General features: G+C 59.2%; 29 protein-coding genes and 1 tRNA gene. 11 read left to right on the plus strand and 19 right to left on the minus strand.

The genetic code is table 11. From position 1 onward, the window contains the following. Nucleotides 1–65: 65 nt before the first annotated feature. Nucleotides 66–587: an N-acetyltransferase gene (locus HBJ59_RS23900; RefSeq protein WP_167664946.1), complete on the plus strand. Its 522-nt coding sequence runs from the start codon at nt 66–68 to the stop codon at nt 585–587. 61 nt (nt 588–648) lie between these two features. On the opposite strand, the gene HBJ59_RS23905 is transcribed toward HBJ59_RS23900, so the two are convergent. The 6 genes from HBJ59_RS23905 to HBJ59_RS23930 form a co-directional block, all read right to left on the minus strand. Next, the gene (locus HBJ59_RS23905) at nt 649–1,191 is read right to left on the minus strand and encodes a hypothetical protein (RefSeq protein ID WP_143503543.1); all 543 of its coding nucleotides are present in this window, start codon (nt 1,189–1,191) and stop codon (nt 649–651) included. Between the two features lie 271 nt (nt 1,192–1,462). Continuing rightward, a complete protein-coding gene (locus HBJ59_RS23910) occupies nt 1,463–1,867 on the minus strand; it encodes a TonB family protein (RefSeq protein ID WP_076013979.1) in 405 nt (134 codons plus the stop codon). A gap of 175 nt (nt 1,868–2,042) precedes the next feature. After that, complete coding sequence (locus tag HBJ59_RS23915; RefSeq protein WP_076013978.1) at nt 2,043–2,885, minus strand: sugar phosphate isomerase/epimerase; 843 nt, start codon at nt 2,883–2,885, stop codon at nt 2,043–2,045. A gap of 1 nt (nt 2,886) precedes the next feature. After that, on the minus strand, nt 2,887–4,128 hold the full coding sequence (locus tag HBJ59_RS23920) for an NAD(P)/FAD-dependent oxidoreductase (protein ID WP_167664947.1): 1,242 nt from the start codon (nt 4,126–4,128) through the stop codon (nt 2,887–2,889). 18 nt (nt 4,129–4,146) lie between these two features. Then, nucleotides 4,147–4,467, minus strand: a complete 321-nt coding sequence (locus HBJ59_RS23925) for a MocE family 2Fe-2S type ferredoxin (protein ID WP_076013976.1) — start codon at nt 4,465–4,467, stop codon at nt 4,147–4,149. Nucleotides 4,468–4,505: 38 nt separating this feature from the next. Beyond that, nucleotides 4,506–5,606, minus strand: a complete 1,101-nt coding sequence (locus HBJ59_RS23930) for a fatty acid desaturase family protein (protein WP_167664948.1) — start codon at nt 5,604–5,606, stop codon at nt 4,506–4,508. A 183-nt stretch (nt 5,607–5,789) separates the two neighbouring features. Between HBJ59_RS23930 and HBJ59_RS23935 the strand changes: the two genes are divergently transcribed. Continuing rightward, the gene (locus HBJ59_RS23935) at nt 5,790–6,839 is read left to right on the plus strand and encodes a LacI family DNA-binding transcriptional regulator (RefSeq protein WP_076013973.1); all 1,050 of its coding nucleotides are present in this window, start codon (nt 5,790–5,792) and stop codon (nt 6,837–6,839) included. Here HBJ59_RS23935 and HBJ59_RS23940 read toward each other — a convergent pair. Beyond that, nucleotides 6,819–8,810, minus strand: a complete 1,992-nt coding sequence (locus tag HBJ59_RS23940; RefSeq protein ID WP_167665022.1) for a sigma-54-dependent Fis family transcriptional regulator — start codon at nt 8,808–8,810, stop codon at nt 6,819–6,821. The genes HBJ59_RS23935 and HBJ59_RS23940 overlap by 21 nt on opposite strands. Before the next feature lie 198 nt (nt 8,811–9,008). Here HBJ59_RS23940 and HBJ59_RS23945 point away from each other — a divergent pair, with 198 nt between their 5' ends. Genes HBJ59_RS23945 through HBJ59_RS23955 form a run of 3 tightly spaced genes read left to right on the plus strand, consistent with a single transcriptional unit; the run spans nt 9,009 to nt 11,779 of the window. After that, complete coding sequence (locus HBJ59_RS23945) at nt 9,009–10,031, plus strand: Gfo/Idh/MocA family oxidoreductase (RefSeq protein WP_167664949.1); 1,023 nt, start codon at nt 9,009–9,011, stop codon at nt 10,029–10,031. Then, on the plus strand, nt 10,028–10,816 hold the full coding sequence (locus HBJ59_RS23950; protein WP_076013970.1) for a TIM barrel protein: 789 nt from the start codon (nt 10,028–10,030) through the stop codon (nt 10,814–10,816). The genes HBJ59_RS23945 and HBJ59_RS23950 overlap by 4 nt, the downstream gene beginning before the upstream one ends. Before the next feature lie 36 nt (nt 10,817–10,852). After that, the gene (locus HBJ59_RS23955) at nt 10,853–11,779 is read left to right on the plus strand and encodes a sugar ABC transporter substrate-binding protein (protein ID WP_167664950.1); all 927 of its coding nucleotides are present in this window, start codon (nt 10,853–10,855) and stop codon (nt 11,777–11,779) included. 39 nt (nt 11,780–11,818) lie between these two features. Here HBJ59_RS23955 and HBJ59_RS23960 read toward each other — a convergent pair whose 3' ends face one another. The 5 genes from HBJ59_RS23960 to HBJ59_RS23980 form a co-directional block, all read right to left on the minus strand. After that, nucleotides 11,819–13,000 carry an MFS transporter gene (locus HBJ59_RS23960; RefSeq protein WP_167664951.1) on the minus strand — a complete coding sequence of 394 codons (1,182 nt, stop codon included), beginning with the start codon at nt 12,998–13,000 and terminating at the stop codon, nt 11,819–11,821. 70 nt (nt 13,001–13,070) lie between these two features. Further along, entirely contained in the window at nt 13,071–13,259 is a 189-nt protein-coding gene (locus tag HBJ59_RS23965; protein ID WP_167664952.1) for a DUF1737 domain-containing protein, read from the minus strand. 47 nt (nt 13,260–13,306) lie between these two features. Next, a complete protein-coding gene (gene arr, locus HBJ59_RS23970; protein WP_167664953.1) occupies nt 13,307–13,723 on the minus strand; it encodes an NAD(+)--rifampin ADP-ribosyltransferase in 417 nt (138 codons plus the stop codon). Between the two features lie 105 nt (nt 13,724–13,828). Next, on the minus strand, nt 13,829–14,146 hold the full coding sequence (locus tag HBJ59_RS23975; RefSeq protein WP_167665023.1) for a hypothetical protein: 318 nt from the start codon (nt 14,144–14,146) through the stop codon (nt 13,829–13,831). Nucleotides 14,147–14,151: 5 nt separating this feature from the next. Continuing rightward, a complete protein-coding gene (locus HBJ59_RS23980; RefSeq protein ID WP_167664954.1) occupies nt 14,152–14,313 on the minus strand; it encodes a hypothetical protein in 162 nt (53 codons plus the stop codon). 238 nt (nt 14,314–14,551) lie between these two features. Here HBJ59_RS23980 and HBJ59_RS23985 point away from each other — a divergent pair, with 238 nt between their 5' ends. Then, complete coding sequence (locus HBJ59_RS23985) at nt 14,552–14,875, plus strand: adenylate cyclase (RefSeq protein ID WP_167664955.1); 324 nt, start codon at nt 14,552–14,554, stop codon at nt 14,873–14,875. On the opposite strand, the gene HBJ59_RS23990 is transcribed toward HBJ59_RS23985, so the two are convergent. Further along, on the minus strand, nt 14,865–15,890 hold the full coding sequence (locus HBJ59_RS23990; protein ID WP_167664956.1) for an alpha/beta hydrolase: 1,026 nt from the start codon (nt 15,888–15,890) through the stop codon (nt 14,865–14,867). The genes HBJ59_RS23985 and HBJ59_RS23990 overlap by 11 nt on opposite strands. A 279-nt stretch (nt 15,891–16,169) precedes the next feature. Here HBJ59_RS23990 and HBJ59_RS23995 point away from each other — a divergent pair, with 279 nt between their 5' ends. Beyond that, a complete protein-coding gene (locus tag HBJ59_RS23995; RefSeq protein WP_076013966.1) occupies nt 16,170–16,601 on the plus strand; it encodes a hypothetical protein in 432 nt (143 codons plus the stop codon). A 172-nt stretch (nt 16,602–16,773) separates the two neighbouring features. Then, nucleotides 16,774–17,115, plus strand: coding sequence for an ASCH domain-containing protein (locus HBJ59_RS24000; RefSeq protein WP_076013965.1), 342 nt, complete (start codon nt 16,774–16,776; stop codon nt 17,113–17,115). 139 nt (nt 17,116–17,254) lie between these two features. On the opposite strand, the gene HBJ59_RS24005 is transcribed toward HBJ59_RS24000, so the two are convergent. From HBJ59_RS24005 to HBJ59_RS24020, 4 genes are all read right to left on the minus strand, one after another. Further along, nucleotides 17,255–17,902, minus strand: coding sequence for a hypothetical protein (locus tag HBJ59_RS24005; RefSeq protein ID WP_076013964.1), 648 nt, complete (start codon nt 17,900–17,902; stop codon nt 17,255–17,257). Between the two features lie 176 nt (nt 17,903–18,078). Continuing rightward, nucleotides 18,079–18,165 (minus strand) — tRNA-Leu (locus HBJ59_RS24010). 354 nt (nt 18,166–18,519) lie between these two features. After that, nucleotides 18,520–18,807, minus strand: a complete 288-nt coding sequence (locus HBJ59_RS24015; protein WP_076013963.1) for a helix-turn-helix domain-containing protein — start codon at nt 18,805–18,807, stop codon at nt 18,520–18,522. Between the two features lie 403 nt (nt 18,808–19,210). Further along, nucleotides 19,211–19,819, minus strand: coding sequence for a LysE family translocator (locus HBJ59_RS24020; RefSeq protein ID WP_167664957.1), 609 nt, complete (start codon nt 19,817–19,819; stop codon nt 19,211–19,213). A gap of 211 nt (nt 19,820–20,030) precedes the next feature. On the opposite strand from HBJ59_RS24020, the gene HBJ59_RS24025 reads away from it, so the two are divergent. Genes HBJ59_RS24025 through HBJ59_RS24035 form a run of 3 tightly spaced genes read left to right on the plus strand, consistent with a single transcriptional unit; the run spans nt 20,031 to nt 23,738 of the window. Continuing rightward, nucleotides 20,031–21,170 (plus strand): merozoite surface protein 3b, encoded by a 1,140-nt coding sequence (locus HBJ59_RS24025; RefSeq protein ID WP_167664958.1) that lies wholly within the window; start codon nt 20,031–20,033, stop codon nt 21,168–21,170. Beyond that, a complete protein-coding gene (locus HBJ59_RS24030; RefSeq protein WP_167664959.1) occupies nt 21,170–22,357 on the plus strand; it encodes a DUF6384 family protein in 1,188 nt (395 codons plus the stop codon). Before HBJ59_RS24025 ends, HBJ59_RS24030 begins: the two co-directional genes overlap by 1 nt. Nucleotides 22,358–22,361: 4 nt before the next feature. Then, nucleotides 22,362–23,738 (plus strand): hypothetical protein, encoded by a 1,377-nt coding sequence (locus tag HBJ59_RS24035; RefSeq protein ID WP_167664960.1) that lies wholly within the window; start codon nt 22,362–22,364, stop codon nt 23,736–23,738. Between the two features lie 34 nt (nt 23,739–23,772). On the opposite strand, the gene HBJ59_RS24040 is transcribed toward HBJ59_RS24035, so the two are convergent. Together HBJ59_RS24040 and HBJ59_RS24045 are read right to left on the minus strand one after the other, a co-directional pair. Further along, nucleotides 23,773–24,096 carry a helix-turn-helix domain-containing protein gene (locus HBJ59_RS24040; protein WP_167664961.1) on the minus strand — a complete coding sequence of 108 codons (324 nt, stop codon included), beginning with the start codon at nt 24,094–24,096 and terminating at the stop codon, nt 23,773–23,775. 80 nt (nt 24,097–24,176) lie between these two features. Further along, the gene (locus tag HBJ59_RS24045; protein ID WP_167664962.1) at nt 24,177–24,695 is read right to left on the minus strand and encodes a DUF1993 family protein; all 519 of its coding nucleotides are present in this window, start codon (nt 24,693–24,695) and stop codon (nt 24,177–24,179) included. Nucleotides 24,696–24,785 lie beyond the last annotated feature (90 nt).

Below are 24,785 nucleotides of genomic sequence, written 5' to 3' on the forward strand. Positions count from 1 at the left end.
ACACCCGGGTAAAGCGGTGTAACCTACCGGGCGTCGCACAGGCGTGCACTCATGGAGCAGGGAAGATGATCAGCATCAAACAGGCGACGGTCAGCGATTGTGCAGTGCTGCGTGACATTGGCATCGAGACCTACACCGAGCATTTCTCGGCCATCTGGAGCCCGGCGGGCATGCAGGATTTCCTGGATAAGGACTTCTCTCCAGAATCGCTGCAAGACACCCTTGAGCGTCCCGCAGCGCATTGCTGGTTACTCGCCCGGGATGAGCAGGCACGCGCCGTCGGGTTCGCCAAAGTCAACTGGAACCGGGCGATCCCAAGCAGCGATGAAACCGGCGCAGAGCTGCAAAAAATCTACTTCCTGAAGTCCGAGGCCGGCAAAGGCCACGGGCAGCAGTTGTTGGACCATGTGCTTCAGCTTGCACACACCCACCAACAACCGCTGCTGTGGCTAGAAGTACTCAAAACCAATGAAAGCGCCCAACGGTTTTATCAGCGCTGCGGGTTTGAACGCCTGGCAGAGATCCCATTCAGCACCGACATCACAGCGATCCCGATGGTGGTCATGTCCCACCGTTTGGCCCGGTAAAAGGCGCAGTAACGATAGACCTCTTGGCCAGGCTTTCAGCGGCAACACGGCTGATGCGCTTTTACTTCACCTTGCTGCTGAGGTTGTCGACACTGCGCTTGAGGTCTTCAAGGCTGCGCTTCTGATCACTGACGGTGCTTTTGAGGCTGGACAGTTCGCTGGAGCTGGAGTTTGAGCTGGAACTTGAATTGCGCTTCAGGTCTTCAATCTCGCTCTTGAGTTTGTCGATGGTGTTTTTCTGATCGGATACGGTGCGCTTGAGCTCGGACAGCTGGCCGTCACTGGAGCTGGAACTTGAGCCAGTGTTTTTCTTCAGATCTTCAAGGGCGCGAGCCTGGCCGTCCAGCTTGCTTTCCAGGCTTTGAATTTCGCTGTCATTGCGCTTGAGCAAGTCGCGCATGTCCTGAATGTCACCTACCGAAATGTCCGACGGGTGCAGGAAATATTCGCCACCTGCGCCCGAACTGCTCGCGGTGAGTTTGTTACCGACCGACGCACCGAATTCCCCCCACCGCGCCGGACTCGCCGCCAGAACTGACGGGGCCATTGCACCGATCAACAACGAAGCGACAACAGCGAACGAAGCTTTACCCACGATAGACATCAATTGATTCCTTTCTGATCTGCCGAGATGGCACATCGCTATGACTGCATTTTTGAACACTTGTTCCCGTGAGAAGTTGCGACGCCGTATACGAAAAAACCCCGGCAAACGCCGGGGCTCGAAATATCCAACTGACGGTGCGATGTGCTGTCCTTTCACACACCTTTCACACCCAGGCGCCTATGGTCATCTCAGCTCCTGGTAAAAACCTTTAAGCCCGCGCTCCCCATCGCGGGCTTTTCTTTGCCTGTCATTTGCCCACCGGTTTTCGCTAAATTCGCTGCGGCGGTGAGCCGGTGCAAGCGCCCTGCTCGATGCAGAATACAAAGGGCGCCACCACTTCAATTTCACCTTTACGCAGCATGGAGGGCGGGGGCGCAGGCACTGGCGATGCCGCCGGAATCAATGCCTCCACAGCCCCGACAAACAGATCCGAGCCCGTGTGGCTGACAATTTTGTGGCGTATCAGGTTGCCTTTGGCGTCGACGACAAAGGCCACCCTGACCATGCCGGTCAGCCTTTGCAGGCGAGCTTCTTCGGGATAGGACTTGAAGTGGTTGAGGTGAGTGAGCAACTGATATTCCCATAAGCGCTTCTCTACCATTTGCTCCTGGTGGTTGGGGCCGCTCGTGCAGGCGCAAAGCAGTAAGACAAGTGCGATCCAGCTGTATTTCATAAACGCAGTTCCGTTGACGTTTTGGTGTGCGAAGTGAGGCTAATCATCCGACGCTGTTTAGCTGATTAGTTTAACGCGTTAACCAAGGTAGCGTCCCGGGTTGCGCCATTCGAAGTCGAGCTTTGTACTGCGCCAATTCAAGGCTGCCCGTGTGCCGCTGTGAGCCTGAGCACGCTCACAGCAACGACTTTGCCAGGCAGTCTTTCCAGACATCGCGCATCAGTTCCTTGAGCATCAATGCTTCAGCCCAGCGATCAGTGATATCGCGCCCGTCCGCGCCGGTAATGGCATACGGTGGCGGGCCGAGCTCGCAGGTGAACGATAGGCTGGCAGGCGTATGCGCACGGGCCAGCCAATCTTCGATCCCGTAACGCCACCAGCCCAGGAATCGCTCCAGCCAAGGGCGGTGTTGATCGAAGCTCAAGGGCACCTGAACCTGCTCGCCGTTGGCCACCCGGCCGTGAAACCCCCAACTGTGGCGCAAGATGGTGTGAATGTGCTCATCGTCTTCCTCCATGGCCGGCGCCGGCAGTTCGCGCCCTACGACATAGTGAGACAGGTCGGCCAGTAGTTTGAGGTCGGGCATTGCAGCCAGCAGGTCGAGGGTGAACAGCAGGTCACTGGTGAGGCGATAACGATGGGTTTCCAACAGGATTGGAAAGTCCACCTGTTCGGCCAAACGCTGCCAGCCTTCGATCAGTGTCATCGCTTGGGACAGCGTACGCGGCCGCACGTCTGCCTGAAGCGTAAGGTGATGACAACCATAGCGGGCGACAGCGTCGAGCGCCTCTGCCAGATCGTCCACAGTTTGCGGAAACACCTGCCCCTCGATATGCAAGCCCTGGGCGTTGGCGGCGGCATGCAACCGCTTGGCCTGTGGGGCAAGCCAGAAATGGTCGGTGACCCCGTCGAAGCCTGCGCCGGCAATTTTCTCAAGCTGCGCTTCAATTGGGAGATCGCACTGGCCTCGGTGATCTTGCATCGACCACAGCGACTGGAATACCAGGAAGTCACGCATGTCAGCTCCTCAACAGGTGTTTGAGCGGCACCCCGGCATCTCCCAAGTCGCGCACCGACAGCGGGCCGCGATTGGCGATCAGGCGTTCGCACAGCTTGATGTCCTTGGCGATGCTATTGCCCTGCCCCCAACCAAAAGCCCCTTGCAGATGTTGATCGGCATTGAGGTAGAACAGCAGGAACCCGCCCCCCGGCATTGCCCGGCTCGCCGAGGGTTCTGTGTGGCTGATCACTCCCACGGTTTGCAGCCCCCAGTCGTACTGATCGGACCAGAACCCCGAAATCCCCTCGAAGGGTAATTCACCACCCAGCAGGTTCAAGGCGGCGTGACGGCCCTGGGTTTCCGCGTTGCGCCAGGTTTCCTGCCGCTGGAAAGCGCCTTGAGGGTGCAGCCGGAACTCACAGACATCGCCTGCGGCAAAGATGTCCGGCTCACTGGTGCGCAACTGCGCATCGACACGAATGCCATGCCCTACATCAAGCCCGGCAGCCGTTGCCAGCTCGATATTGGGTTGCATGCCGATACCGACGACGAGCAGGTCGCACGCCAACACCTCACCGCCGACCAACCGCACCGACGCTGCACACAGGTCGCCCTGCACCGCTTCGATGGCTACGTTCAAGCGAACGTCCACGCCCTGCTTGCGATGCAGCTCCAACAGGGCACCGGACGCGCGTTCCGGCAGGACTCGGCCCGCCAGCCGTGACCCGGCTTCCAGCACCGTCACCGCACAACCCAAGGCATGGGCGGAGGCGGCGACTTCAAGCCCGATAAAGCCACCGCCGATGATCACCAGACGCGTACCCGGCTGCAGCGACGCACGCAATGCCAACGCCTCATCATGGGTTCGCAGATAAAACACATTGGCCAGATGCGCCGGCACATCGGGTAAGCGTCGTGCCCTGCCCCCGGTCGCCAGCAACAGGCGGGCGTACTGCAACCCGCTGCCATCGGCAAATCGCAGGCGGTGCTGCTGTGGGTCGAGGCCTGTCACCGGCTTGCCGGTCAGGTGTTCGATGCCCAACTCGGCGAGCTGCGCATGGTCGCACACGTTGCAATTCGCCAGTTCAACAGTGCCCTGCAGCAAGCCCTTGGACAGGGGCGGACGTTCGTAGGGCGCATGGGGCTCGTCACCGATCAGGACCAGGCGACCGCGATAGCCTTCGGCGCGCAAGGTCAGCGCCGCGCGGCCGCCGGCGTGTCCGGCCCCCACGATAACCAGTGGAGCATCAGCAAGGTTCATGGCACAGCCTCCAGGCAGTTAAACGGCAATCGCGAGCAGGACCCGCCCCGCCTCGACACGGACCGGATAGGTCTTAAGGTTGACGCATACCGGCGCCCCTAATGCTTTACCTGAGCGGTAGTCGAACCGCCCATTATGCTTGGGGCACTCGATCACATGGTCCATCACCAGGCCATCGGCAAGGTGGATGGATTCGTGGGTGCAAAGGCCCGCCGTCGCGAAAAACTGGTCCTCGGCAGAGCGATAGACAGCGTAAGTGTGCTGGCCATGGTCAAAACGAATGACGTCTTCTTCGTCTATATCGCCCACGGCACAGACATCGATCCATTGATCGGTCATGGCGGTTTCTCTCTTGTCAGGGGTAAAACACAAAGCAGTCAGGCCAGCTCTGCCTGAGTGGTGGCGGCCGGCTCTGCGCGCTGGGGCAGAGGGCGGCGGATGAAATACGTCGGGTCCTTACGCTGCTTCCAGATGACCGGAAAGATTTCCTTCAGGGCCTCGAACAAGCCGTTGTAGGGCGGCGGGCAGTCATCACGAATTTCTTCATGCAACTGCGCCAGGGCGTGGAACGGCACCATCGGGTACATGTGGTGCTCGAGGTGATAGTTCATGTTGAGGTACAGAAAACGCAGCAGCGGATTCATGTAGATGGTGCGGCAGTTGCTGCGGTGATCCAGTACGTCCTCGGCCAGGCCGACGTGCTGCGTCAGGCCGAACAGGTACGACAGCCAGCCGCCATAAAGGGTTGGCAGGCCGATGAACATCAGCGGCAACCAGCTCTGCCAGTAGAGTGCGGCAGCCACCGTCAGCCCGTAGATCACCAGCCAGATACGCGCCGCCGTGAAAATTTTCGGCCATTCTGATTCCGGGATAAACGTACTCTCCTCTTCAGCAATCCGCCCTGTTGCGTGCCGGCAGACCGACCACATCGTCGTGAACACATAGGGCATCCTGAACAGGCTCAGCACCATGTTCACCAGGCTCGGCGGACGCGGCTCGACGATCTCCGGATCACGCCCGACGATGATGGTGTCAGTGTGGTGCCGGGCGTGACTCCAGCGCCATACATGGGGTTCGAACATGAACATGAAGCTCGACACCTGGTAGATCGCATCATTCAGCCAACGGGTCTTGAACGCCGTGCCATGACCCGTCTCATGCCACCGGGCATTGGAGGCGGTGCCATACAGCAAACCGTAGGCAAGGAAGAACGGTACACAGGCCCAGGAGCCCCAGAACCAATAGCCACCGAACCCGGTGACCACCAATGCCAGCAACCAGAGAGCGGTATCCACCAACGCAGGGCCATCACGGCGTTGCATCAGTTCTTTCAGGCGCTTACGCGGGATAGGCGATTGATACCAGTTGGCCGAGGCCAGGCCTTTTTGCAGCGCGCGGGCGGCTTCAGGGCCGGTCAGACGATAATCCCGAGGCGCGGCATTACCGGTTTTTTCATAGGCTGCGTGGTGTTCAGACATTTTATTGTTCTCCGCAAGCTGGGTGGTTTCAGGCACTTGCTTCGATGCGAGGTCACATCGTTGAGAGAAAAGATAGAGAGCCCATTGATTGGCCTCAACCCCTTGAATACATTCCCTATCAAGCTATCATCCAGCCCCATTGAAGCTTGATAGTTTTCTATCAAGACGCTCACGGGGCCCGCCATGAACGATAATAAACGCCCAACCATTGCCACCGTTGCCGCGCATGCCGGCTTGAGTGTCGCCACCGTAGACCGGGTACTTAACGCAAGGGCGCCGGTCAACCCGGCCACCGCCGAGCAGGTATTCCAGGCCGCCGAAGCCGTCGGTTATTTTGCCGCCCGGCTGATCGGCCAGCGGATCCGTGAACGACGTCCCAGCTACCGCTTCGGCATTCTTTTGCTCGGTACCGCGCAGGCGTTCTATGGCAACGTCGCCGCCGCCATCTCCGAGGCGGCGCAGCGCCAGTCGGGCACCAACCTGAGCGTTCAATTCGACTACGTTTTTGACCGCTCCCCCACCGCCATCATTGCCCAGATAGAACAATTGGCGGTGCAGTGCGACGGCCTGGCGGTGGTCAGCTTTGCGCACCCACTGATCAATGCCGCCATTGCCCAGATCAGGGATGCGGGGGTGCCGGTGATCGCCTTGCTCTCGGACATTCATGAAGAGGCCCAAGAACCTTACGTCGGCCAGGACAATCATGAGGTCGGGCGCACGATGGGCTGGCTGGTGGCACACACCGCCAGCGCTCGCAAGGGCAGCATCGGTGTGCTGCTCGGTGGGCACCGCTTCCTGGGGCATCAGGCGCGGGTCGAGGGATTGCGCAGTTACCTGGCGGAGCACGCCCCAGGGCTGCGATTGCTGGAAGCGGTAATCAACCTGGACAATTGCGACATCACCGAAGAAGCAACCCTGGAACTGTTGGCCCGCCATGAAGACTTACGCGCTTTGTGCGTGGTCGGCGGTGGCGGCGACGGCGTCATCAGCGCCCTGTCACAGCTGCCGAAACGGCCCTCACTGTGTTGCATTCTCCAAGAGTCAACCGAGCTGTCGCGCCAGGCCCTGGCCGAGGGTCTGATCAGCCTGATCATCGATTCCCAGCCGCGACTGCTGGGCACCGCCATCGTCGACTTGCTGATCGAGTTGCAGACATCGCCAGACTTCGATCCAGCCAGGCATCGCCACTACATTCCCTTGCAGATCATGACCTCAGAGAACGCCCGTCCCTGAGCGAAACGTATCGGCACTCAGTCCGAACCGGTTCATCTTGTTGTACAGCCCGCCACGGGACACGTTGAGTTGCTGCGCGGCCAGCCGTATGTTGCCGCGAGTGCCTTTGAGGGCGGCAATGATCGCGTTCATTTCATGGGCACCGAGATCCAGCGACGCACGAGGCTCGGGCACAGGTCCCGAAATAAACGTCTGCTGTCGCGTCTTGATTTCCAACGGCAGGTCACCCGGCAAAAGCTGTTCGCTCATCGCCAGGTTGGTCGCCCGCTCAATGGCGTTTTCCAGTTCGCGAACGTTGCCTGGCCAGTGATACGCCGACAGAATATCCAACGCCTCAGGCGAGATACCCTGCACCGATTTACGTAGCGAGCGGGCGCAACGGCTGAGGAAGTGGCGCGCCAGCAGCGGTATATCCTCGCGTCGCATCCGCAGCGGCGGCACTGTCAGATTCAATACGTTGAGCCGGTAGTAGAGGTCCTCGCGAAACGCGCCATCGGCCACCGCCTGGCTCAGGTTTCGATGGGTCGCGGCAATGATGCGCACATTCACCTGCCGGGACTGCTTCGCGCCGACTCGCGTCACCTCGCCTTCTTGCAAGACCCGCAACAGACTGACCTGAGCGTCGAATGACATGTCGCCGATTTCATCAAGGAAGATCGTGCCGCCATCGGCCAGTTCGAACTTGCCGGCCGATCCGCCGCGGGCCGATCCGGTGAAGGCGCCTTCAACGTGCCCGAACAACTCACTCTGCACCAGGTCGCGCGGAATGGCTCCGCAATTGACCGCCACAAACGGCCCATTGCACCGGTCACTGGCGTTGTGGATCGCCTGGGCAAACAGCTCCTTGCCGGTGCCGCTTTCCCCCAGGACCAACGTCGTCGAATCGCTGCGACTGGCGATCCTCCCCAGGTGCAACGCATCCTGAATCGCTCGGGAGCTGCCCTGAATCGTATCGAAGGTGTAGCTGGCCTGGGTGCCGATGATCCGCCGGGTAATTTCCCGGATGCGCCGGTTCTCGCGCAACGAAACAACCCGCCCCCCCTGCTCCAGCGGGCACACCGACACCAGGCAGGCCAGGTGACTGCGATCGTGCAGCTCGAAGGTGCAATCCAGGTCCCGCAGCCCCTCCCCGCCACGCAGCAGAATCTCATCGGTCAGTTCACTCTGCCCCAGACGCTGGAACGGACTGCCCAGCAGGTCCCGGCCTACTCGAAACAGTTGCCGGGCATAGCGGTTGAGCGCCTTGATGCAGCCGCGTTCATCCAGCACCACAAGGCCTTCGTTGAGCACTTCCAGCACGGTTTGCTGTTCTTCCAGCAACGCCTGGAGCGCCATCTGCCGCGAGACCGCTTCAGCCGCTGCCTGAACGGTGCCCAGGGTATGAAAGTGAAACCAGCCTGGCTCTGCGGTCAGCGTCAGCATCGCCAGGGTGCGGCCCAGGCCATCCCTGATGGGTGCGGCGGCGCAATGCATGCGCCGTTGGCGCAGGCCAAGCCCAAAATTCTCTTCGGCCAGCACGTACACCAACCGGTCTTCGGCCAACGCCAGCCCCGTGCAGTTGGTGCCCTGCACCGATTCCAGCAACCGGCTGCCCACGGGCGTGAGGTCCAGGCCGCAAAAATACAGGGTCGTGCCGTGAGCGTCCGTGAGGTTGATATGACCCCTGGGGTTGTAGGCCAGCAATCCACGCATGACCTGCGCTGCCGCCGCGATCAACACACGATTGGCGGCCAGCGTCGCGGTGAGCTCATCAGGGGCGACAAACCGGTAGTCGCCGTCGGCAGGGTCGATGCCGGCGCTGACGCTGCGCTGCCATGAATCCCAGATCACCTGTCTCACCCCGGCAGGTCGATCAACAAGCCCCTTCAGGCACGCATCCCACGCCTGTTCCAGTTGAGCAATCGGTCCCTCGCTCAATTGCGCCGGGCCAAGTGCAGTGATGTAGTCGAGGTCTTGCTCGCTGAAGGCCATAGGCTGTGGGATCACGGGCTGCTCCTGTGTTCATATTTTTGACATGTCAGTATAGACATGTCATCTGAATGAACACTAATTTGAATAAACTCTCATTAATCTCTTACATATCAATGGTTTAAATATTGGCACAACCCTTGCTCCTAGTCTGTACCAGCAGAAGATCCCTGCGGTACAACAATAAAAAGGAGTCATTTCATGAGTACATCCAAGACCATCCGCCTCGGTCTCATCGGCGCCGGCCGCATGGGTAGCTTCCATGGCCTGACAGCCGCCCGGCATATCCCCGGTGCCTGCCTGGCCGCCATTGCCGACCCGACACCCGGCCAAGCTGCGCGCCTGGCGTCAGAGCTGGGCGTACAACGGGTCTACACCGATCCCCAGCAACTGCTCGATGACCCGGACATCGACGGCGTACTGATCGCCGCTCCGGCCCGCAGCCATGCCGAATTGGTGATCAGCGCCGCCCGCGCCGGCAAAGGGGTATTTTGCGAAAAGCCCATGGCCATTACCCTCGAAGAAGCCGACCGCGCCATCGCCGCCGCTGCCGATGCCCAGGTGACGCTTCAAGTGGGCTTCAACCGCCGCTTCGCCAAAAGTTTTCGCACGGCTCACCTGGATGTAGTCGCAGGCCGTATCGGAACGCCACAGTTGCTGCGCTCGCTGACACGGGATCCGGCACTGAACAATCCCGCCGCCTCACCGCAATGGGTGATCTTCCTCGAAACCCTGATCCATGACTTCGACACCCTGCGCTACCTGAACCCCGGCGCCGAAGCCGTCGATGTGTTTGTCATGGCCGATGCGTTGATTGCACCGGACTACAAAAGCAAAGGTTTCCTGGACACCGCGGTGGTCACGATCCGCTTCGACAACGGAGCCATCGCTACAGCTGAAGCGAACTTCCAGGCGGTGTACGGCTACGATGTTCGCGGGGAAGTGTTCGGCAGCGCGGGCATGCTGACCATGGGCGGCGTCCATGACTCTGACCTGGTTCGCTACGTTGCCGGCGGCATCCAGGCTGACACCCAGCGCCTGGACACCGACCTGCTGCGTGACGCCTACGTGGCCGAGCTCAACCACTTTGTGGGTTGCCTGCGCAGCGGCGAGAAGCCTCTCGCCAGCGGCGAAGATGCCCGCGCCGCACTGGCCATCGCCCGCGCGTGCATCGAGTCTTTCCAGCAAGGCAAAATCGTAAGTGTGCAAGGCGGTCGCTCATGAGCTTCGTACCCTTCAAGCTGGCGGTCAGTGCCGAAATGGTCTTCCTCGACCTGCCCTTCACCGAGCGTGTCAAACGGATCCATGCGCTGGGGTTCAGCGCCGAAATCTGGGGCTGGACGACCAAGGACATCCCGGCACTGGCCGCCACCGGCGCAGACTTCACCTCAATGACGGGCTACATCTCGGGCAACCTGACCGACCCCGAGGAGATTGCGCAACTGCTCGACAGCGCCCGGGAATCCTTGGCCATCGCCGCCCAGCTCAATTGCCCAAGCCTCAACCTGCATGGCACCGGCCTGGGTGACCGGGGTTTGCCGGTCAAGCCGGTGGCTCGCACCACCGGGCGCATGTGGTTGAGCGCCTGCAAGACCCTGGAAAAAATCGCGCGCCTGGGCGAAGACGCCGGGCGGGTTTTCCTGCTGGAAAACCTCAACACCGAGGTGGACCATCCCGGCACCCCCTTCGCTCGCGCCGACGACACCCTGGCGCTGATCGAAGCAGTGGGCAGCCCCCATCTGAAGATGAACCTCGACCTCTATCACGCGCAGATCGGCGAAGGAAACCTGATCGAACTGATCCAGCGCGCCGGCAGCGCCATCGGTGAAATCCAGGTGGCGGACGTGCCTGGCCGCAAGGAGCCCGGCACGGGTGAGATCCACTATCCCGCCATTGCCAGCGCTTTGTACAACCTGGGATACACCGGTGTCGTGGGTCTTGAGGGCTGGGCCAGTGGCGACAGCGAGGCGGCACTGGCACGCTTCCGGCAAGCCTTCACCTTGTCTTGATGCCTTTCAACTCATAACAATAAAAGGAACACCATCATGCGTCGCAGGACATTGCTTTTCGCCACGCTGTTACTCCTCTTCAGCCAATGGGCCGCCGCCAGCTATCGCGTAGGCGTCAGCATTGCCAGGGTTGACGACAATTTCATGACCTACGTGCGCAGCGGCCTGGAAGATGCGGCCAAACAGGAGAATGTCCAGATCCAGTTCGAAGACGCCCAGGGCGACGTGGTGCGCCAGCTCAATCAGGTCCAGGGGTTTATCAATCAGAAAGTCGATGCGGTCATCGTCTTGCCGGTGGACACCGCCGCCACTGCCAACATGACCCGCGCCGCTGTCGAGGCGAATACGCCGCTGGTCTACGTCAACCGCCACCCGGACGAGCGCGTATTGCCCAAAGGCGTGGTGACGGTGGCGTCCAATGATATTGAGGCCGGGCAATTGCAGATGCGCTACCTCGCCGAGAAGCTCCAGGGCAAAGGGACGCTCGCAATTATCATGGGTGACCTGGCGCAAAACGCCACCCATGACCGTACCGAAGGGGTTAAACAGGTGCTCAAGGATTATCCCGATATCAAGATCGTGGAACAGCAATCGGCTGAATGGCAGCGCAGCAAAAGCATGGACCTGACCAGCAACTGGTTGCTGGCGGGGACTCACTTCGATGCCATCGTGGCCAACAACGACGAGATGGCCATTGGAGCTGCGATGGCGTTGCAGCAAGCGGGAAAAGCCAAAGGCGATATCGCCATCGTCGGTATCGACGGCTTGCCCGACGGGCTCGCCGCGATCAAGCGCGGGATGCTGGTTGCCTCAGTCTTTCAAGACCCCAAGGCCCAAGCCACTGCTGCCGTGCAAGCAGCCATCAAAATGATCAAGGGCGAAGCGGTCGAGACGGATGTGTGGGTGCCGTTTCAGTTGATCAAACCGGAGCAGGTTGCCATGTTTGAACAGCACTACAAGTAGCCCCGACCGCCGCTGATCCCGGCTGGGGATCAGCGGCGCTCACGAAAAAACCGGCTCTGCGCGGGCACGCAACCCCACGGTTATCATCAGGACAATAGCCGGAACAATCACCACGCTGGCCGACAGCATCGCCCCCTTGAACCCGGCCACGTCCAGCACGCTCCCTCCGACAATCACACCCAGCCCGATCGCACTGTTCAGCACGGCAGTATGGAGGGCGGTCGCCGGTACCATGTGATCTCCGGCGATCCTCAAGACCCACGTCTGCAGGCCGGTAAACAAAGCGGAAATGGCCACGCCCCAGATCACCAGTAACGTCACCACGGGCGCGAGCCCCAGTAGCGGACCGTAGATGCCCAAGGTCACCAACGCCAATGCCATCGCAACCAGCGCCAGCAAAATGAACGCCTTCAAGTAGCGATCAATAAACAGCGCACTCAGCAGGTTGCCCAGAAAACCGGCGGCGCCGAAAGCAAACAGCAATACAGCAATCCAATACGAAGTAATGCCGGGTACCTGGCCTATAAACGGTTCGACAAAGGTGTAGGCGCCAAAATGCGCGGCGGCGGTCAGGCCGGTGATGACGTAGGTGATCAAGAGGTCCTTGCGCCGCAGCACCACCGCAAACCCCAGACCTTTGGCCAGCGAGGGAATATGCATTGAAGGCAGCACCAGGGCGATCGCACCGGCGCAGGCGACACACATCACGGCCAGGCACATAAAGGCCGTGCGCCAACCATCGTATTGGCCTACCAGATTAATCAGCGGTACGCCCATGACCGTGGCGATCGTGATGCCGCCCAGCACAATCGAGGTGGCCAGTCCCACGCGGTGCGACGGCACAATATGCGCGGCGGTGGCTGCCACGATGGCCCAGAACACGCCATGGGCCAACGCGCCGACGGCGCGGGCACCGAGCAGAGAGGAAAATTCAGGGGACAACGCTGCCAGGCCGTTTGATAAGGCCAGTATCAACATCAACGCAATCAGCAGCGCCTTGCGGGGAACCCGGCGGTTCAACCAGTTGGATAACAAGCCGCTGGCCGCCCCGATCCACGCGTATAGGGTTACGGTCAGCCCGACGGTAGACGGGGCTTGATTCAGGTCGGCAGATATTTGCGACAGCAAACCGATGGGGGCGAACTCGGAAGTCACCATGGTAAACGAGGCGATGCACAACACACTGACTGCACACCATATCCGCAAGGCTGAGTTGATCACCGGCAATGTCCTTCCCTGTTCATGGCTGAGTCGTCGTGACTCCACCTCGCGCGTCGCTCACTGAGACCGGCTAGTTATCGGGATTCCAAACGACGGCCTGTGCCACGACAACGTATTCGCCGTTAAATGTTGCCGCTGGCGAACCATAAAGCTGGTAGCCCAGAGCAAGGGCTTCAGAGACTCGGTGACAGAAGGAGGCATCGTCCTTGCCTGTCAGAATCCGATAGGTGGGTAAGCCTTCAGGAGGAGAACTCTGCATGGGGGCACCTGCTGGAATAGTTAAAGAAAACCACTGGGCAATCTATATCAGTCGATGATCACATCGCGACCCTCGGCCTTCAAGCGCGCGAGGTTGTCCTTCATCTGCTGCAACCGCTCAGGCGGATGCCCTTGCCACTTCGTCACTTCAGCGACGACCCGCAACGGATCGGCGGAGCGATAGGACAGCGTGGGATTACCGGGAAACTTCTTATCCGTCACATTGGGATCATCCATGATTGACCCCGTTGGCTCCACAACATAAATCCGTTCCCGCTCACTGCCGAGTGCCAGCTCAGCCCCCCAGATGGCGGCATCCAGGGTGCCCGCGAAGTAGACCCACGACAGTGGTTTACCTTCTGTGAAGTTGGATGGGTAGCCGACGCGGATCAGATCGCCCGGTTCCAGATCAGCCCGGGTGCCGTGAAAAAACTGACGGGTAAACATGCCAGCGGTGTTTGACATGGGCTGTCTGCTCCGTGGATGAATGACAAAATCAATAATGAGAGTTGCACGGAACCCAGCGGCGGTGAACTGCCCGGCGTTTGATCACCGGGCCAGAGGGCTGAGTTAAAGCAATACAGTGGAAAGCATACCCAAGGCTCCCAGGACGAACCCGATGAGTGCGCCACGTCCTGGTGCTTCATGAAACAGAGACCAGACCACCACTGGCTCAAGCAGCAACAAAGAGGTGACTGAGACCACGGTGACGATCCAGATATCACCGACAGCCATGTACCCCAGCCAATACGCACCCAGCAGGCAAAGCCCGGCAAAACACATAACCACAACGGGAAGGACGAACCCTTCCCATGAACCATTCCCTGTTTGGGCAAGCTTGGCGGTTACCACCTCACTGTAGATTGCACAAAACTCACCGAGCACCATCAACCCTAGAGCAGAAACTCCGAGTAGTTCTTTGGACATATCAAAAACTCCTTCGTATTCAACGCAATATTTTTCAGCTCCCAGCGCGCAATGCCGCTGCTCAGGAGCGTGTTGCAGTGATACGAAGCAGCCTTGAACAGGCCTGAATTACCGAAGTGCTTTTCCATGCTCATGTCCTTCAAAGGGTGTGAGTCTCAGCGCCCAAATAAGGGGCTCGTTCCGATCATACGTTCCGTCAGCCATTGCGAACAACCCGCACAGCCGAACGCTGAGCATGCCTAAAGACTTCGAAAGTCGTAACGTTCGTGCGTGTACGTCAAATATGTTTTGTGTTTACCCGACTGTTTAGGGAGCACTGGACAGGCACATGATGCGCGATCACCACTCTCCGGAAGATCCTGCCTCATGTCGACTTCAGCTACCAAACCACCCTTCGCCGGAAAAACGTTCGAAGTGCGTTACGACGGTCTAACTGCGCTCAATATTTATGCGGAAGACGGCCAAAGCCTCAGCTATGAAATTATCGGCGGCGATCTCAAAGGCGCTAAAGGAGAGGTCAACTACGAATGGAAGGCTATCTCGCCCACCGCTTTCGTGATCACCTGGCAAGAAGCTGATGGTGCGACCGTCGTTCATATCGACGACTTCGCGGCACAGACATCGCTCTCTTTCTACACAACTCCCACCCTCGACTTGTACCGACTCGAAGGCTCGCTGACTAAGGTATAGAGAGCGTTCTACTTTCTAGCCAGGTACTTATGGCCACTACGAGTTCTGTCTTGCACTCCACCGGAAGCCAGTGCCCGCCAGACACGCTCGTAACGCTGAGATCTGCGCAGGCCGCACGCATTGGATCGCCCAGTTGATTGCCCTTGATGGTATTCATCTGGTCGTAATCGCCGTTCACAAACAGTACGGGCAATGACAGGCGTCCACCATTGGGCGCTCGGTGGGCGTACTCGATATTGGCATCGTCGTTCAGGTACCACGCGCAGGGCGCGCGGAAGCCCCGCTCTTCGAACGTCCGCACCAGTGCAGCAAAGTCCGCCTCGGGCCAGAGCGCGGGGTCTGGCCGGGTGGGTGGAGCCCGGTGCGCTTCGCCAAACCGCCCGCCTTTCCTGGTCACTTCGGCATTGGATGCAACCTTGCCGATGCCCGCAGGGTCGCCTCGCCGATAAATCGACGCCAGTGACGCGGCTTTGTCCGCATCAAGATCAGCGACGGCGGACGCAAAGTGCGTGTTGTAGTAGCGGTAATAGTCCCATTGACCGTCTGGATACTGGTCCGCCGGATAAATCCCTCGGTCAACCAGCGGGACCAGCGTCGGCAACGCGTTCGTGGAAGGGAAATACGGGACCGAAATCAGCACCACGCCGCGGCTGCGCTGAGGTTCATGAGCGACCAATTCACCCGCCACAACGCTGCCCCAATCGTGGCCTACCCAGATTGCGGGTATTGCGCCGAGATGGTCATGAAGTTCTGCCATGTCTGTCACGATGTTTTCAATCGTGTAAGCATCGATGGTGGCTGGCGCAGAGGAGCCACCATAACCGCGCATGTCGGGTGCGACGCAGTGCCAGCCTTTAGCTGCGAACGCTTCCATCTGCGCACGCCAGATCAAACTGAGCTCAGGCCAACCGTGCAGGAACATCATCAATGGGCCGTCGGCAGGCCCCTGCTCTACATAATGCGTCGTGTGACGGGGCGTGCTGAAAACCCGTGAAGGGAGCTTGGAAGTGGACATAGGATCTCCTCATGCTAGGCCGGCCGACATAAGCGCCATGTCGGCAGAATCACCGCTGAATCTGAACCCTAGCGTAACGATCCCTATGATGCTTGCCAGCTTCCCGTCATTGTCAGTCCTGTACCTGCCATCTGCAGCCAGACCCAACACGGCATATCTTGTTACAACCATTCGCCTGCGGGCACTGCCCTTAGAGAACTTCAAACTTTCACTCTAGTCCTAATGCCAGGCGTGCTTTAAACCGTGAGCGCCTGCTGACAACCCATAGAGGTTCAAAAAATGAAAATGACACTACCCGCCCTGGTTCTGGGTGTCCTCATTTCGCAAGGCGCGATGGCAGCCGGAGATGGCACAGCCGCTCTTGGAGGCGGCGTTGGTGGTGCACTTGGCAATATCGTAGGTCAACAGCTCGGCGGCTCGACGGGCGCGGCAGTAGGCGCAGGCGTAGGTGGTGCTGCCGGCAGTGCTGTCGGCGCTCAAAGAGGCAACAGAGCGGAAGCCGCGATAGGTGGCGGTGTCGGATCGGCTGGCGGGTCACTTATTGGTAATCGCCTCGGCGGCGCCACTGGCTCGACGATCGGTGCAGGTCTCGGCGGCGCCGCGGGTGGCGCGCTAGGAAACAACCTGGCGGACGATGAGAGCAATCATCGATCTGATGGCAAGAAGCACAATGGCAAAAACAAGCATAAACACAAGAACAAGCATCGTTAGTTTCTGACGCAATTACCTCGAAGCCCGGCCCAGCGCCGGGCTTCTTATTTCTGGCGAGCGCCCTACTCTGCTACGGTGACGCGCTCAGATCGCAATGGAAGCATCAAAGAAAGGGCTCATGGAAGACTCTGGCAATTACTCCCTTTTATGTGTGTTTTCTAAGGATTCGTGCATGCAAACGTTGCGGATTGTGCCTCGACTTTTCCCTGAGTTGCTCAAAGGCAGCAAGAGGTCAACGATCCGCATGGGCGAACTGCATATAGAGCCAGGCTATTTGCGCTACGAATGTGAGGACGACCCGAGCAAGACAACCGTCGTGTGGGTTACTCGTTGCACGTACATGCCTTTAAACGAAGCCGCTGCTTTCTGCGGTATGCAGGACGAATGGCCACCAAGGGTGATGCTCGAGGGGATGCGCGAGCACTATCCCCTCATTCAGCTATCGGACACGGTTCAGGTGGTTGAGCATGAAACACCTGAGCAGACAAAGATTCGGATTGCCTCAGGCTCTTGAGAGCGTGCTTCCAAGCAATAGCGCCAAGATCTTCAATGCCCGCTCGCTCTTGCCGAGATGGATAGCCAAAAACGAAAAAGCCCAGCAATCGCGCTGGGCTTAGATATGGCAACCAAGTAAAAAATATGAGCTGTGCTACTTAGCCCTTGCAAAGCTTCTGGGGCGACTCCGTGCCCGTGAGTTTTTTCGGCCATGCAATCGGTAGATTAGGAATAGACATAAGCTCGACTACGCCAAACACGCACATAATCACCGCATTTCCATCCGCGTTGGGCGCGCTGCCGAGGCCCACCAGAACCTCGTAGTCTTTTCCGGGCTCCAGTTTGAATACTTTCGCCTGGCCTGGGCACACAGCGTAAGTGCTGCCGTAGCTGCCGGCCGACGCACCTAATGTCGCAACCTGAAAGGGTGCATCTGTTTTAACGCGGTACTCAGCCACAATCTCGGTGTACAAGCCTTCGGCCATCCGAACGGCTCCGATGTACTGCTGAAGCTTGGGTGAAACCCTTCCCGGCATTCCAAGATCGGCCGGCTTAAGTGGGTACTGAGGGTAGTTAATGCTCGGCTGTCCATCCTCTGAGAAGCGACCAGCTACAGCCATTTTGTGGCGAGTATCCGGGGCACAGCTGCCAGTGACACTGTCGCCAAACACATTGGAATTGGTGATCACACGAACTCGGGCCGTATTGTCGGCCTGAGGTGGATCGACATAGGGAACAGAGGGGATCCCGCCACAACCAGCAAGGGCGATGGACGAAACAAAGAGCAGCAACCAGGTATTACGCATCTACTACATCCTTGAGTTTACCTAAGATCCATCGTGTACGAACCAGACTAAAAACACTCAGTAAAAAGCCTGACTGGGCATCCGCCAACTAAGTGAGTTGCGGAGCAACAGTTGAAATTGCGGAGCGGAAACAAAAAAGGACCTGCCTGATAAATCACGCAAGTCCTTGAATATTGTGGTGCCCGAAGCCGGAATCGAACCGGCACGCCCTTACGAGCGGGGGATTTTAAGTCCCATGCGTCTACCAGTTTCGCCATTCGGGCGGTAGCGCTATACAGCGAGCCAAGCAGCTTGAACAGCCCTTGAGCGTTGCAGCAGGCTAGGGAATATATAGATCCAGCCCCCTCGATGCAAGGTCGAGCGCGGGCTTTTTCAAACAAACAAGCTGCACCCCGGCAAACAAAAAAGCTCGCCAGATCAGTGATCTACAGATTTCGGCCGCGGTGGTGGGCAATAGCAGCGCAGGCCGCTTCGGCCCCCACCGCACGCGTCCCCAGGTGCATCAGGAAAAATAAGTCATTACCGCAATGACCACTGAAACCCAAACCAGGGTCATCAAAAACGACAGCGCAGCCAACGTTTTGCCCATTTGCCTACTCGCCCCGATGCAAACCGCTTCAGTGAATCAACTCTTTTGCCTTCTCCAGGCACTCCGTGGCGCTGTCCAGTGCTTCGGCCGCTTTGGCTGAATCGGCGTTGCCATTTTCCGCCCGGTTGCCGGTGATGACAAACAACACGTCGACACCGACCTTGGCAATGGCCGCCAGGTAATCTGCCCGTGGAAAACGCACACCGTTTTCATAACGCCCCTGAGCATTGGTCTCAACGCCTCCGACCTTGCCCAGCGCCGCTTGAGAATAGCCAAGCCTGGCACGTTCTGCCTTTAACCTCGCCCCAATGCTCATGAAAAACCTCCTGTGTGGGATGGTGAATACGATACTCCGCACAAAAGGTTAGTTCCTTGACCGAACTGACCCGCTATTTATTGCCTGATCCCCGAAAACCAGCATCCCCCTGTTCTCCGGCACCTGCGACGTTAGGGAGCATCTGATACGCTTTTTTCTTGTGCATCTGACCCTGTATCGAAAACCGTCCTGCCCTGACAATACACCCACTCCCGACACGCCCGTGGAGCCCGGCAGGAACCGTCCTGCCGGCCCGTTCATTTCGGAGGCCTTATGGCTAAGATGGCATTTTTCCTGTTCGGTTTTCTTGCGCTGACCATCGCGATTGGTCTGCTTGCCACCATCTCACCGGTCTAGGATCCCTGGCCTGCTGACGCCCCCTCGCCTGACGTCAGAGGGAGCTTCAGCCGGCAAAAAACATCGGATACAAAGACAGCACCAACAATCCCGCCATCGACCAGTTGAACAGCCGCAACCAGCGCGGCTCGCGCAACACATTGCGCAAGCCGCTACCGCAGCCGGCCCACACACAAACGCTGGGCAGGTTCACCAGGGCAAACACCGCAGCAATCAACAGCACGTTGGTGACATAACCGTCGGCAGGCGTGTAGGTGGTGATCGCGCCCAACGCCATGACCCAGGCCTTGGGGTTGACCCACTGAAACGCCGCAGCGCCGAGAAAGGTCATGGGTTTGCGCTTGTCATCGGTGTCATCGGATATCGCACTGGAGGTTGCAATCTTCCACGCCAGGTACAGCAAATACGCCGCCCCCACATAGCGCAATACGGTGTAAGCCCACGGCAACGCCTTGAACACTTCCCCCAGGCCCAAGCCCACGGCGATCACCAACAACATGAAGCCAATGCTGATGCCCAATGCATGGGGAATCGAGCGGACAAAACCGAAGTTCACCCCGGACGCCAGCAACATGGTGTTATTCGGGCCAGGGGTGATCGAGGAGACAAAGGCGAACAGCGCAAAGGCTGACAACAGGCTTGAAGACATAAGCATGGCGCGACATCCGAACGAGTACTGTGGCCGTGACAGTAGAACGTTGCGCCAGCCTGCGCCCCGTACAGCTACAGGCAGATAAAGGCATACACTTCGTCAGGCCTGCCAACAAGCGCCTTCCCACCAAACTGCCATTGGTTTGCCTTCATTGATCGGTATACTTGTGCACCTATCTGCACCCTGTGCTGAACACATCCTGAAAGGACACTCGATGAGCAACTACCTCGACCGCGCGCTGACTGGCCTGCGGACCCTGGGCATCAATCTTCTGCAGCCGGTTCCAGATGCACCGGTCCTGGTATTGCTGGACCGCGTGGCCCAGTACGACACCGCCAAAGTCACCGCTATCGCTGCCGTGCTGCAACAGTCGACCACCTTCAACAGCGTGGTTCGCGAACAGATCACCGGCATGGATATCTCCACACGCTTCATGGACATCACCCAGAGCTTCACCTCGATCCGCGAAGACGCCGCTGCCATGGCCGGCTGGATGGATGACGGGCGCCTGGACACGCTGGAAAAACTCAAGCTGAGCTGGATGAACCTGCGTCGTGGCTCGATCCCCAGCCGCTTCAGCGAGATCCGTGAAAAATACCTGCAGGTGTGCAAGTCGGCCAATGACCAGATCGCGCGGGAAACCGTGATTCTGGAGGCCTACCTGGACTTCCGCATGGCCATGAAAGCCGCCGAGGTCGATGCCCAGCAAGTGCTCGCCATGGCCGGCCAGGTGCTGGAGCAGCGGACCCAGGCCTTGAACGAGGCCAACGCCCAAGTCACGGCTGCCGAAACACTGGCGCCGGCCGAGCGCGCGGCCCTGGAGCTGCGCCGCGACGAAGCTGTACGCGCCCTGCAGGACGAAGACAAGCGCTATCAGATCGTCAAGGACATCGCCGATGACCTCAAGGTTGGCTACAACACGGCCGAAATGGTCTTCGCCCGGATCAACCAGGTGCATGTGATCAAGGAGCGCCAGTACCAGCGCATGGTCTCGTTTTTCTCCACCAACGAAGTGGTGTTAACCGGCCTCGCCGTGTCGTTCACCAGCAACAGCGGCCTGGCCGAAGCCACCAACACGCTGAATGCCACCACCGACGGCATCAGCAAGGGCCTTGAAGCCCTGGGCAGCACCGGCAACACGCAACTGGAAGCGGCGGTCCAGGCCAGCTACGGCACCACGATCAAGGTCGACTCGGTGCGCGCCCTGGCCGACGCCACCCTGAGTTTCCAGACGGACATGCACGGCCTGACGGAAACCTACCGCGCTGAATCCAGCAACGCGTCCCGTGACATCGCCGAAGCCGTCGAAGAGGCCAAGCGCAAGTTCGCCGCATTGCTGACCAAGGCCGCTTGATGAGCGACATTCTCCTCTCCGAGCAACTCGGCGCGATGGCGCTGGTGGATCAACTGCGCCACCAGCAGATGGCCGTGGAAAAGGACCTGAGCCTGCCCCAACGCCGTGCCGAAGTGGCGGCGCGCATCCGTGAGTATTACCAGAACAACGGCATCAAGTTTAGCGAAGCGCAGATCGACCAAGGCGTGCGCGAATTCTTTTCCAAACGCCTGGTGTTCGAGGCACCGGAGCTGGGTGTGCTTGACCGTTTCTGGAGCAAGGTACTGCTCAAGCGCCATCGCGGGATACTCGTCATTCAGCTCATCGCGGTCACCTTGCTGGTGGTGCAATGCAGCCGGGTGATGGTCGCCAGGCACGAAATCCAAGAGGCTCAACGAGCAGCCATCGCCGTTGAGACGAACGCGGCACAAAAACAGTCAGACATCGCCAACCTGAAGGCTCGTCTGAGCGCCGTGCAACAGGATCCGGCCTATCTTGAGGGCAGCGATCTGTTCAGTGCCCTGCCCCGCCTGAACACCAAGGCCGAACATGCCTTGGCCATGGTCGATACCTCGGGGGTCGATTACGCCAACGAACAGATTGGCGTGCTGGAAGCGTTTTTGGCCAAGGTCAAGGCGGTCCAGCCGATGACCGACCAGCTCAACGAGTTGACCCGCAAGGTCGCCGATATTCACCTGCCCGCCTCCGACAGCAAAGCGACGCTTGGCATGCAGGCCGAATTGGTCATGATCAAAGACCTCATCGGGAAATTCGAGATCGAAAAAGCCGGCGGCCAACTCAGGGCACTGCGTGCCAACACCGAACTGATCCCCAAGGAGGTAACCATCCGGGTTGTCGACCGGCCCGGCACACCGTCTGGTGTCGAGCGCTGCTACGACAAGGCGCTGTGTAATTCCAATCCTGGTTCGACCCAGGGCAAGAGCTGGTATTTGGTTGTCGAAGCCGTCGACCTGTCGGACAGGCCGGTGCTGCTGCCCACCGTCAGCACTGAGACCGGCACCGGCGCCTGGGCCAGCCAGTTCGCTGTGCGGGTGCCGCAGGCCGAATACCTGAAGGTCAAGGCCGACAAACTCGACGACGGCCACCTGACCCACCGCGTGATCGGCCGCAAGCCGGCCGGCAGGATGGAAGTCACCTATTTGAGCCAACGGACCACCGACCCGCTCGAAACGATATTGGAGTGGTGAAGACATGACGCCTGACACCCTGATCGGCATCACCGAACGTAACTCCCGCAACGCCGAGCTGAGGATTCGCACGGCCGAGCGACAACTGTCTGAACTGCTCGGCGAGCAACTGGCGCTGGAGCAGGATCTGACCCTGCGCCTGGGCCACATCGCCGCCCTGCACCTGCAACTGGGCGACACGCAGAACGAGCAAGTCGCCTCCGCCCTGAAAATGCGCCAACAGTCTCAGGACTTGCTCCACCGGGAGCTGCGTGAGGCAGAGCACGACGTGGCCCGTGCGCTGGCAGACAAGGAAAAGCTGCAAGCACGAGCCGACTCTCTTGACCAACAAGCCCGGCTATCTCTGGAGCTGAACCCGGACTATGCGCGGCAGGTCGAGCAACTGGACCTGGCCCAAGCCGCCCACCGCGAACACATCAGCGGTTATGAGGAACTGCGCCAGGAGTGCGCGCTGAAGCGCCGTGGCTATGATACGAACCTGGTCTACGTCTACCTGCGCGGGCACGCTTTCGGCACCGACCAATACCGGCGAAACCGTCTAAACCGTTGGATGGACAACTGGCTGGCCACCAAGGTGAATTACCTCGCCAACCGCAAAAACGAGCTTAGCCTGATCGCCCTTGATGAGCGAAACGAAGCCTTGCAGACAGAACGCGCCGCCCTGATCAGCAACCTGAGCACAAGTGTCGATGCGCAACTGACTCAGGCACGAGACCAACTCGGGCAGGCCTCAATACAACCCGAGCTCGACGCCCTGCAAAAGGTGATCGACAACGCCAAGCGCCAGGCTAATGCTATCCAGGAAAAACTCGGTAGCTACTTGCGCAACGAAGACCCGCAGTACCAGCGTGCTCGGCAGTTGCTCACTGACCAATTGAAAACCCGCAGCATCGGCGAATTGATTGACCTCGCCAGCCAGACTCCGGACGCGGCTGACGACCTGATCGTGGAGCGACTGCAAACTTCGCATCTGCGCTTGGTAATGGTGTTACAGAAGTTGGCGGAGGCCGAGGATGCAATCAAGCTGTATAAGAGCGACTACCAGCGCGCCAAAGACCTGGAGCGTAGAGTTCGCACCGATGACTTTACCGGTCGCGATGTTTACTTTGACCTGTCGACAGACTTCGAGCGACTGGTAGCCGGCTACATGACGCAGGACGTGACACTTGGGCAAGTGGTGGATGTGCTTGGCCGAGGCCTTAAAATCGTGCGCCGCAGCCAAGTAGCCGCCGGCGCGACGCGGGGCTATGTCAGCGCATCGATCAGCCCTATCAGCTACGGCGTCATCACCGTCGACAGCAACAGCAATAACAACACGGTCAGCTTTTCGTCGTCAGGCAGTACAGGCGGCGGCAACTTCAGGACGACCGACAGCTTCTAGCCTGGCGCAAAGCAAATCCGGGACTTCCTCGTTGCTAGCTGTCAGACAACGAGGAAGTGATCTGCGCAATCGCATCCTGATCCATCCCGTCCAGCGTGCGGTAGTGGTTGATGATCAACGTTTCCTTGTCGCTGAGCGTGTCCAGATTGATAACCGCCCGCTCCCCCGTCAGCACGTAAAGTATGTCCACGCCTTTGCGCCGGATGGCTATCAGGTAATCGGATTTGGGCAGTCGAGCACCGCTCTCGTAATGCACCTGGGCATTCGCAGCGACACCGCCAATCGCGCCGAACTCCTGTTGGGAGAGCCCCAGGACCTTGCGTTCTTCTTTCAGGCGGGTGCCGAGCAGATCGTCCATGGTGGGTACCTCAATAAGCGCGTTTAACACCCACCATACGCTTATGTGCAGAACCGGGGTCCATTCATTCGGGTGGCTGCTTATTGCGCGCGCACGAAGGCGAACATATGCGGCACGTAATCGGCCTTGCCGAGCGGCGCACCGTTATGGCGAAGGATGTTGTAGGCGGTCATCAGGTGGAAATAGAACTGGGGAATGGCCCAATTGACCGCGTATTCGTGGGCAGTCATGTCGAAAACAGTGCCGTCGGGAAGCGCTATCGAGATAGTACGCTCGCTGCTGTCGATGAGTTCGCGATCTGCCGAGGCGAGGGCTTGCAGAGTTTGCTCGATCAAACCATGCGTCTCGCTCAAGGTCACGGGTGTGCTCAGGACCGGCAGCGGTTGATGGGTGAGACGCTGGACCGATTCCTGGGCCTGGGTGCACGCAAACCGGATCTGCGTTGCGAGGGTGTGCATGTCCGGCGCCAGCCGCGCGTCCAGCAGGTTTTGCGAGTCATAGGCCAACTCGCTGGCGTGCGCTTCGCCTTTGGACAAAAGCCCCTGGAGCGACCGCAACATCTGCGCAAAGCAGGGGACGGTGATTGCATAAATCGACATCGTTCTTCCTTGACTGGATGCTGAGCGCGGGAGCATGCCATGGCCACGGCCTACGCGGCTACCCGGCAAGCTTCATACAGCTTCACGTGA

It is taken from the genome of Pseudomonas sp. AN3A02 (genome assembly GCF_011765255.1).
Classification (GTDB): domain Bacteria; phylum Pseudomonadota; class Gammaproteobacteria; order Pseudomonadales; family Pseudomonadaceae; genus Aquipseudomonas.

Coding starts and splice junctions, on each gene's coding strand:
- HBJ59_RS23920 (WP_167664947.1), bottom strand. CDS start 4,128: ATGAACCTTGCTGATGCTCCACTGGTTATCGTGGGGGCCGGACACGCC.
- arr (WP_167664953.1), bottom strand. CDS start 13,723: ATGTCAAACACCGCTGGCATGTTTACCCGTCAGTTTTTTCACGGCACC.
- HBJ59_RS23980 (WP_167664954.1), bottom strand. CDS start 14,313: ATGGAAAAGCACTTCGGTAATTCAGGCCTGTTCAAGGCTGCTTCGTAT.
- HBJ59_RS23900 (WP_167664946.1), top strand. CDS start 66: ATGATCAGCATCAAACAGGCGACGGTCAGCGATTGTGCAGTGCTGCGT.
- HBJ59_RS23955 (WP_167664950.1), top strand. CDS start 10,853: ATGCGTCGCAGGACATTGCTTTTCGCCACGCTGTTACTCCTCTTCAGC.
- HBJ59_RS23910 (WP_076013979.1), bottom strand. CDS start 1,867: ATGAAATACAGCTGGATCGCACTTGTCTTACTGCTTTGCGCCTGCACG.
- HBJ59_RS24040 (WP_167664961.1), bottom strand. CDS start 24,096: ATGGACGATCTGCTCGGCACCCGCCTGAAAGAAGAACGCAAGGTCCTG.
- HBJ59_RS23905 (WP_143503543.1), bottom strand. CDS start 1,191: ATGTCTATCGTGGGTAAAGCTTCGTTCGCTGTTGTCGCTTCGTTGTTG.
- HBJ59_RS23930 (WP_167664948.1), bottom strand. CDS start 5,606: ATGTCTGAACACCACGCAGCCTATGAAAAAACCGGTAATGCCGCGCCT.
- HBJ59_RS23935 (WP_076013973.1), top strand. CDS start 5,790: ATGAACGATAATAAACGCCCAACCATTGCCACCGTTGCCGCGCATGCC.
- HBJ59_RS23940 (WP_167665022.1), bottom strand. CDS start 8,810: ATGGCCTTCAGCGAGCAAGACCTCGACTACATCACTGCACTTGGCCCG.
- HBJ59_RS23945 (WP_167664949.1), top strand. CDS start 9,009: ATGAGTACATCCAAGACCATCCGCCTCGGTCTCATCGGCGCCGGCCGC.
- HBJ59_RS23985 (WP_167664955.1), top strand. CDS start 14,552: ATGTCGACTTCAGCTACCAAACCACCCTTCGCCGGAAAAACGTTCGAA.
- HBJ59_RS24025 (WP_167664958.1), top strand. CDS start 20,031: ATGAGCAACTACCTCGACCGCGCGCTGACTGGCCTGCGGACCCTGGGC.
- HBJ59_RS24015 (WP_076013963.1), bottom strand. CDS start 18,807: ATGAGCATTGGGGCGAGGTTAAAGGCAGAACGTGCCAGGCTTGGCTAT.
- HBJ59_RS24045 (WP_167664962.1), bottom strand. CDS start 24,695: ATGTCGATTTATGCAATCACCGTCCCCTGCTTTGCGCAGATGTTGCGG.
- HBJ59_RS24005 (WP_076013964.1), bottom strand. CDS start 17,902: ATGCGTAATACCTGGTTGCTGCTCTTTGTTTCGTCCATCGCCCTTGCT.
- HBJ59_RS23915 (WP_076013978.1), bottom strand. CDS start 2,885: ATGCGTGACTTCCTGGTATTCCAGTCGCTGTGGTCGATGCAAGATCAC.
- HBJ59_RS24020 (WP_167664957.1), bottom strand. CDS start 19,819: ATGCTTATGTCTTCAAGCCTGTTGTCAGCCTTTGCGCTGTTCGCCTTT.
- HBJ59_RS23950 (WP_076013970.1), top strand. CDS start 10,028: ATGAGCTTCGTACCCTTCAAGCTGGCGGTCAGTGCCGAAATGGTCTTC.
- HBJ59_RS23965 (WP_167664952.1), bottom strand. CDS start 13,259: ATGCAGAGTTCTCCTCCTGAAGGCTTACCCACCTATCGGATTCTGACA.
- HBJ59_RS24000 (WP_076013965.1), top strand. CDS start 16,774: ATGCAAACGTTGCGGATTGTGCCTCGACTTTTCCCTGAGTTGCTCAAA.
- HBJ59_RS24035 (WP_167664960.1), top strand. CDS start 22,362: ATGACGCCTGACACCCTGATCGGCATCACCGAACGTAACTCCCGCAAC.
- HBJ59_RS24030 (WP_167664959.1), top strand. CDS start 21,170: ATGAGCGACATTCTCCTCTCCGAGCAACTCGGCGCGATGGCGCTGGTG.
- HBJ59_RS23995 (WP_076013966.1), top strand. CDS start 16,170: ATGAAAATGACACTACCCGCCCTGGTTCTGGGTGTCCTCATTTCGCAA.
- HBJ59_RS23925 (WP_076013976.1), bottom strand. CDS start 4,467: ATGACCGATCAATGGATCGATGTCTGTGCCGTGGGCGATATAGACGAA.
- HBJ59_RS23975 (WP_167665023.1), bottom strand. CDS start 14,146: ATGGTGCTCGGTGAGTTTTGTGCAATCTACAGTGAGGTGGTAACCGCC.
- HBJ59_RS23990 (WP_167664956.1), bottom strand. CDS start 15,890: ATGTCCACTTCCAAGCTCCCTTCACGGGTTTTCAGCACGCCCCGTCAC.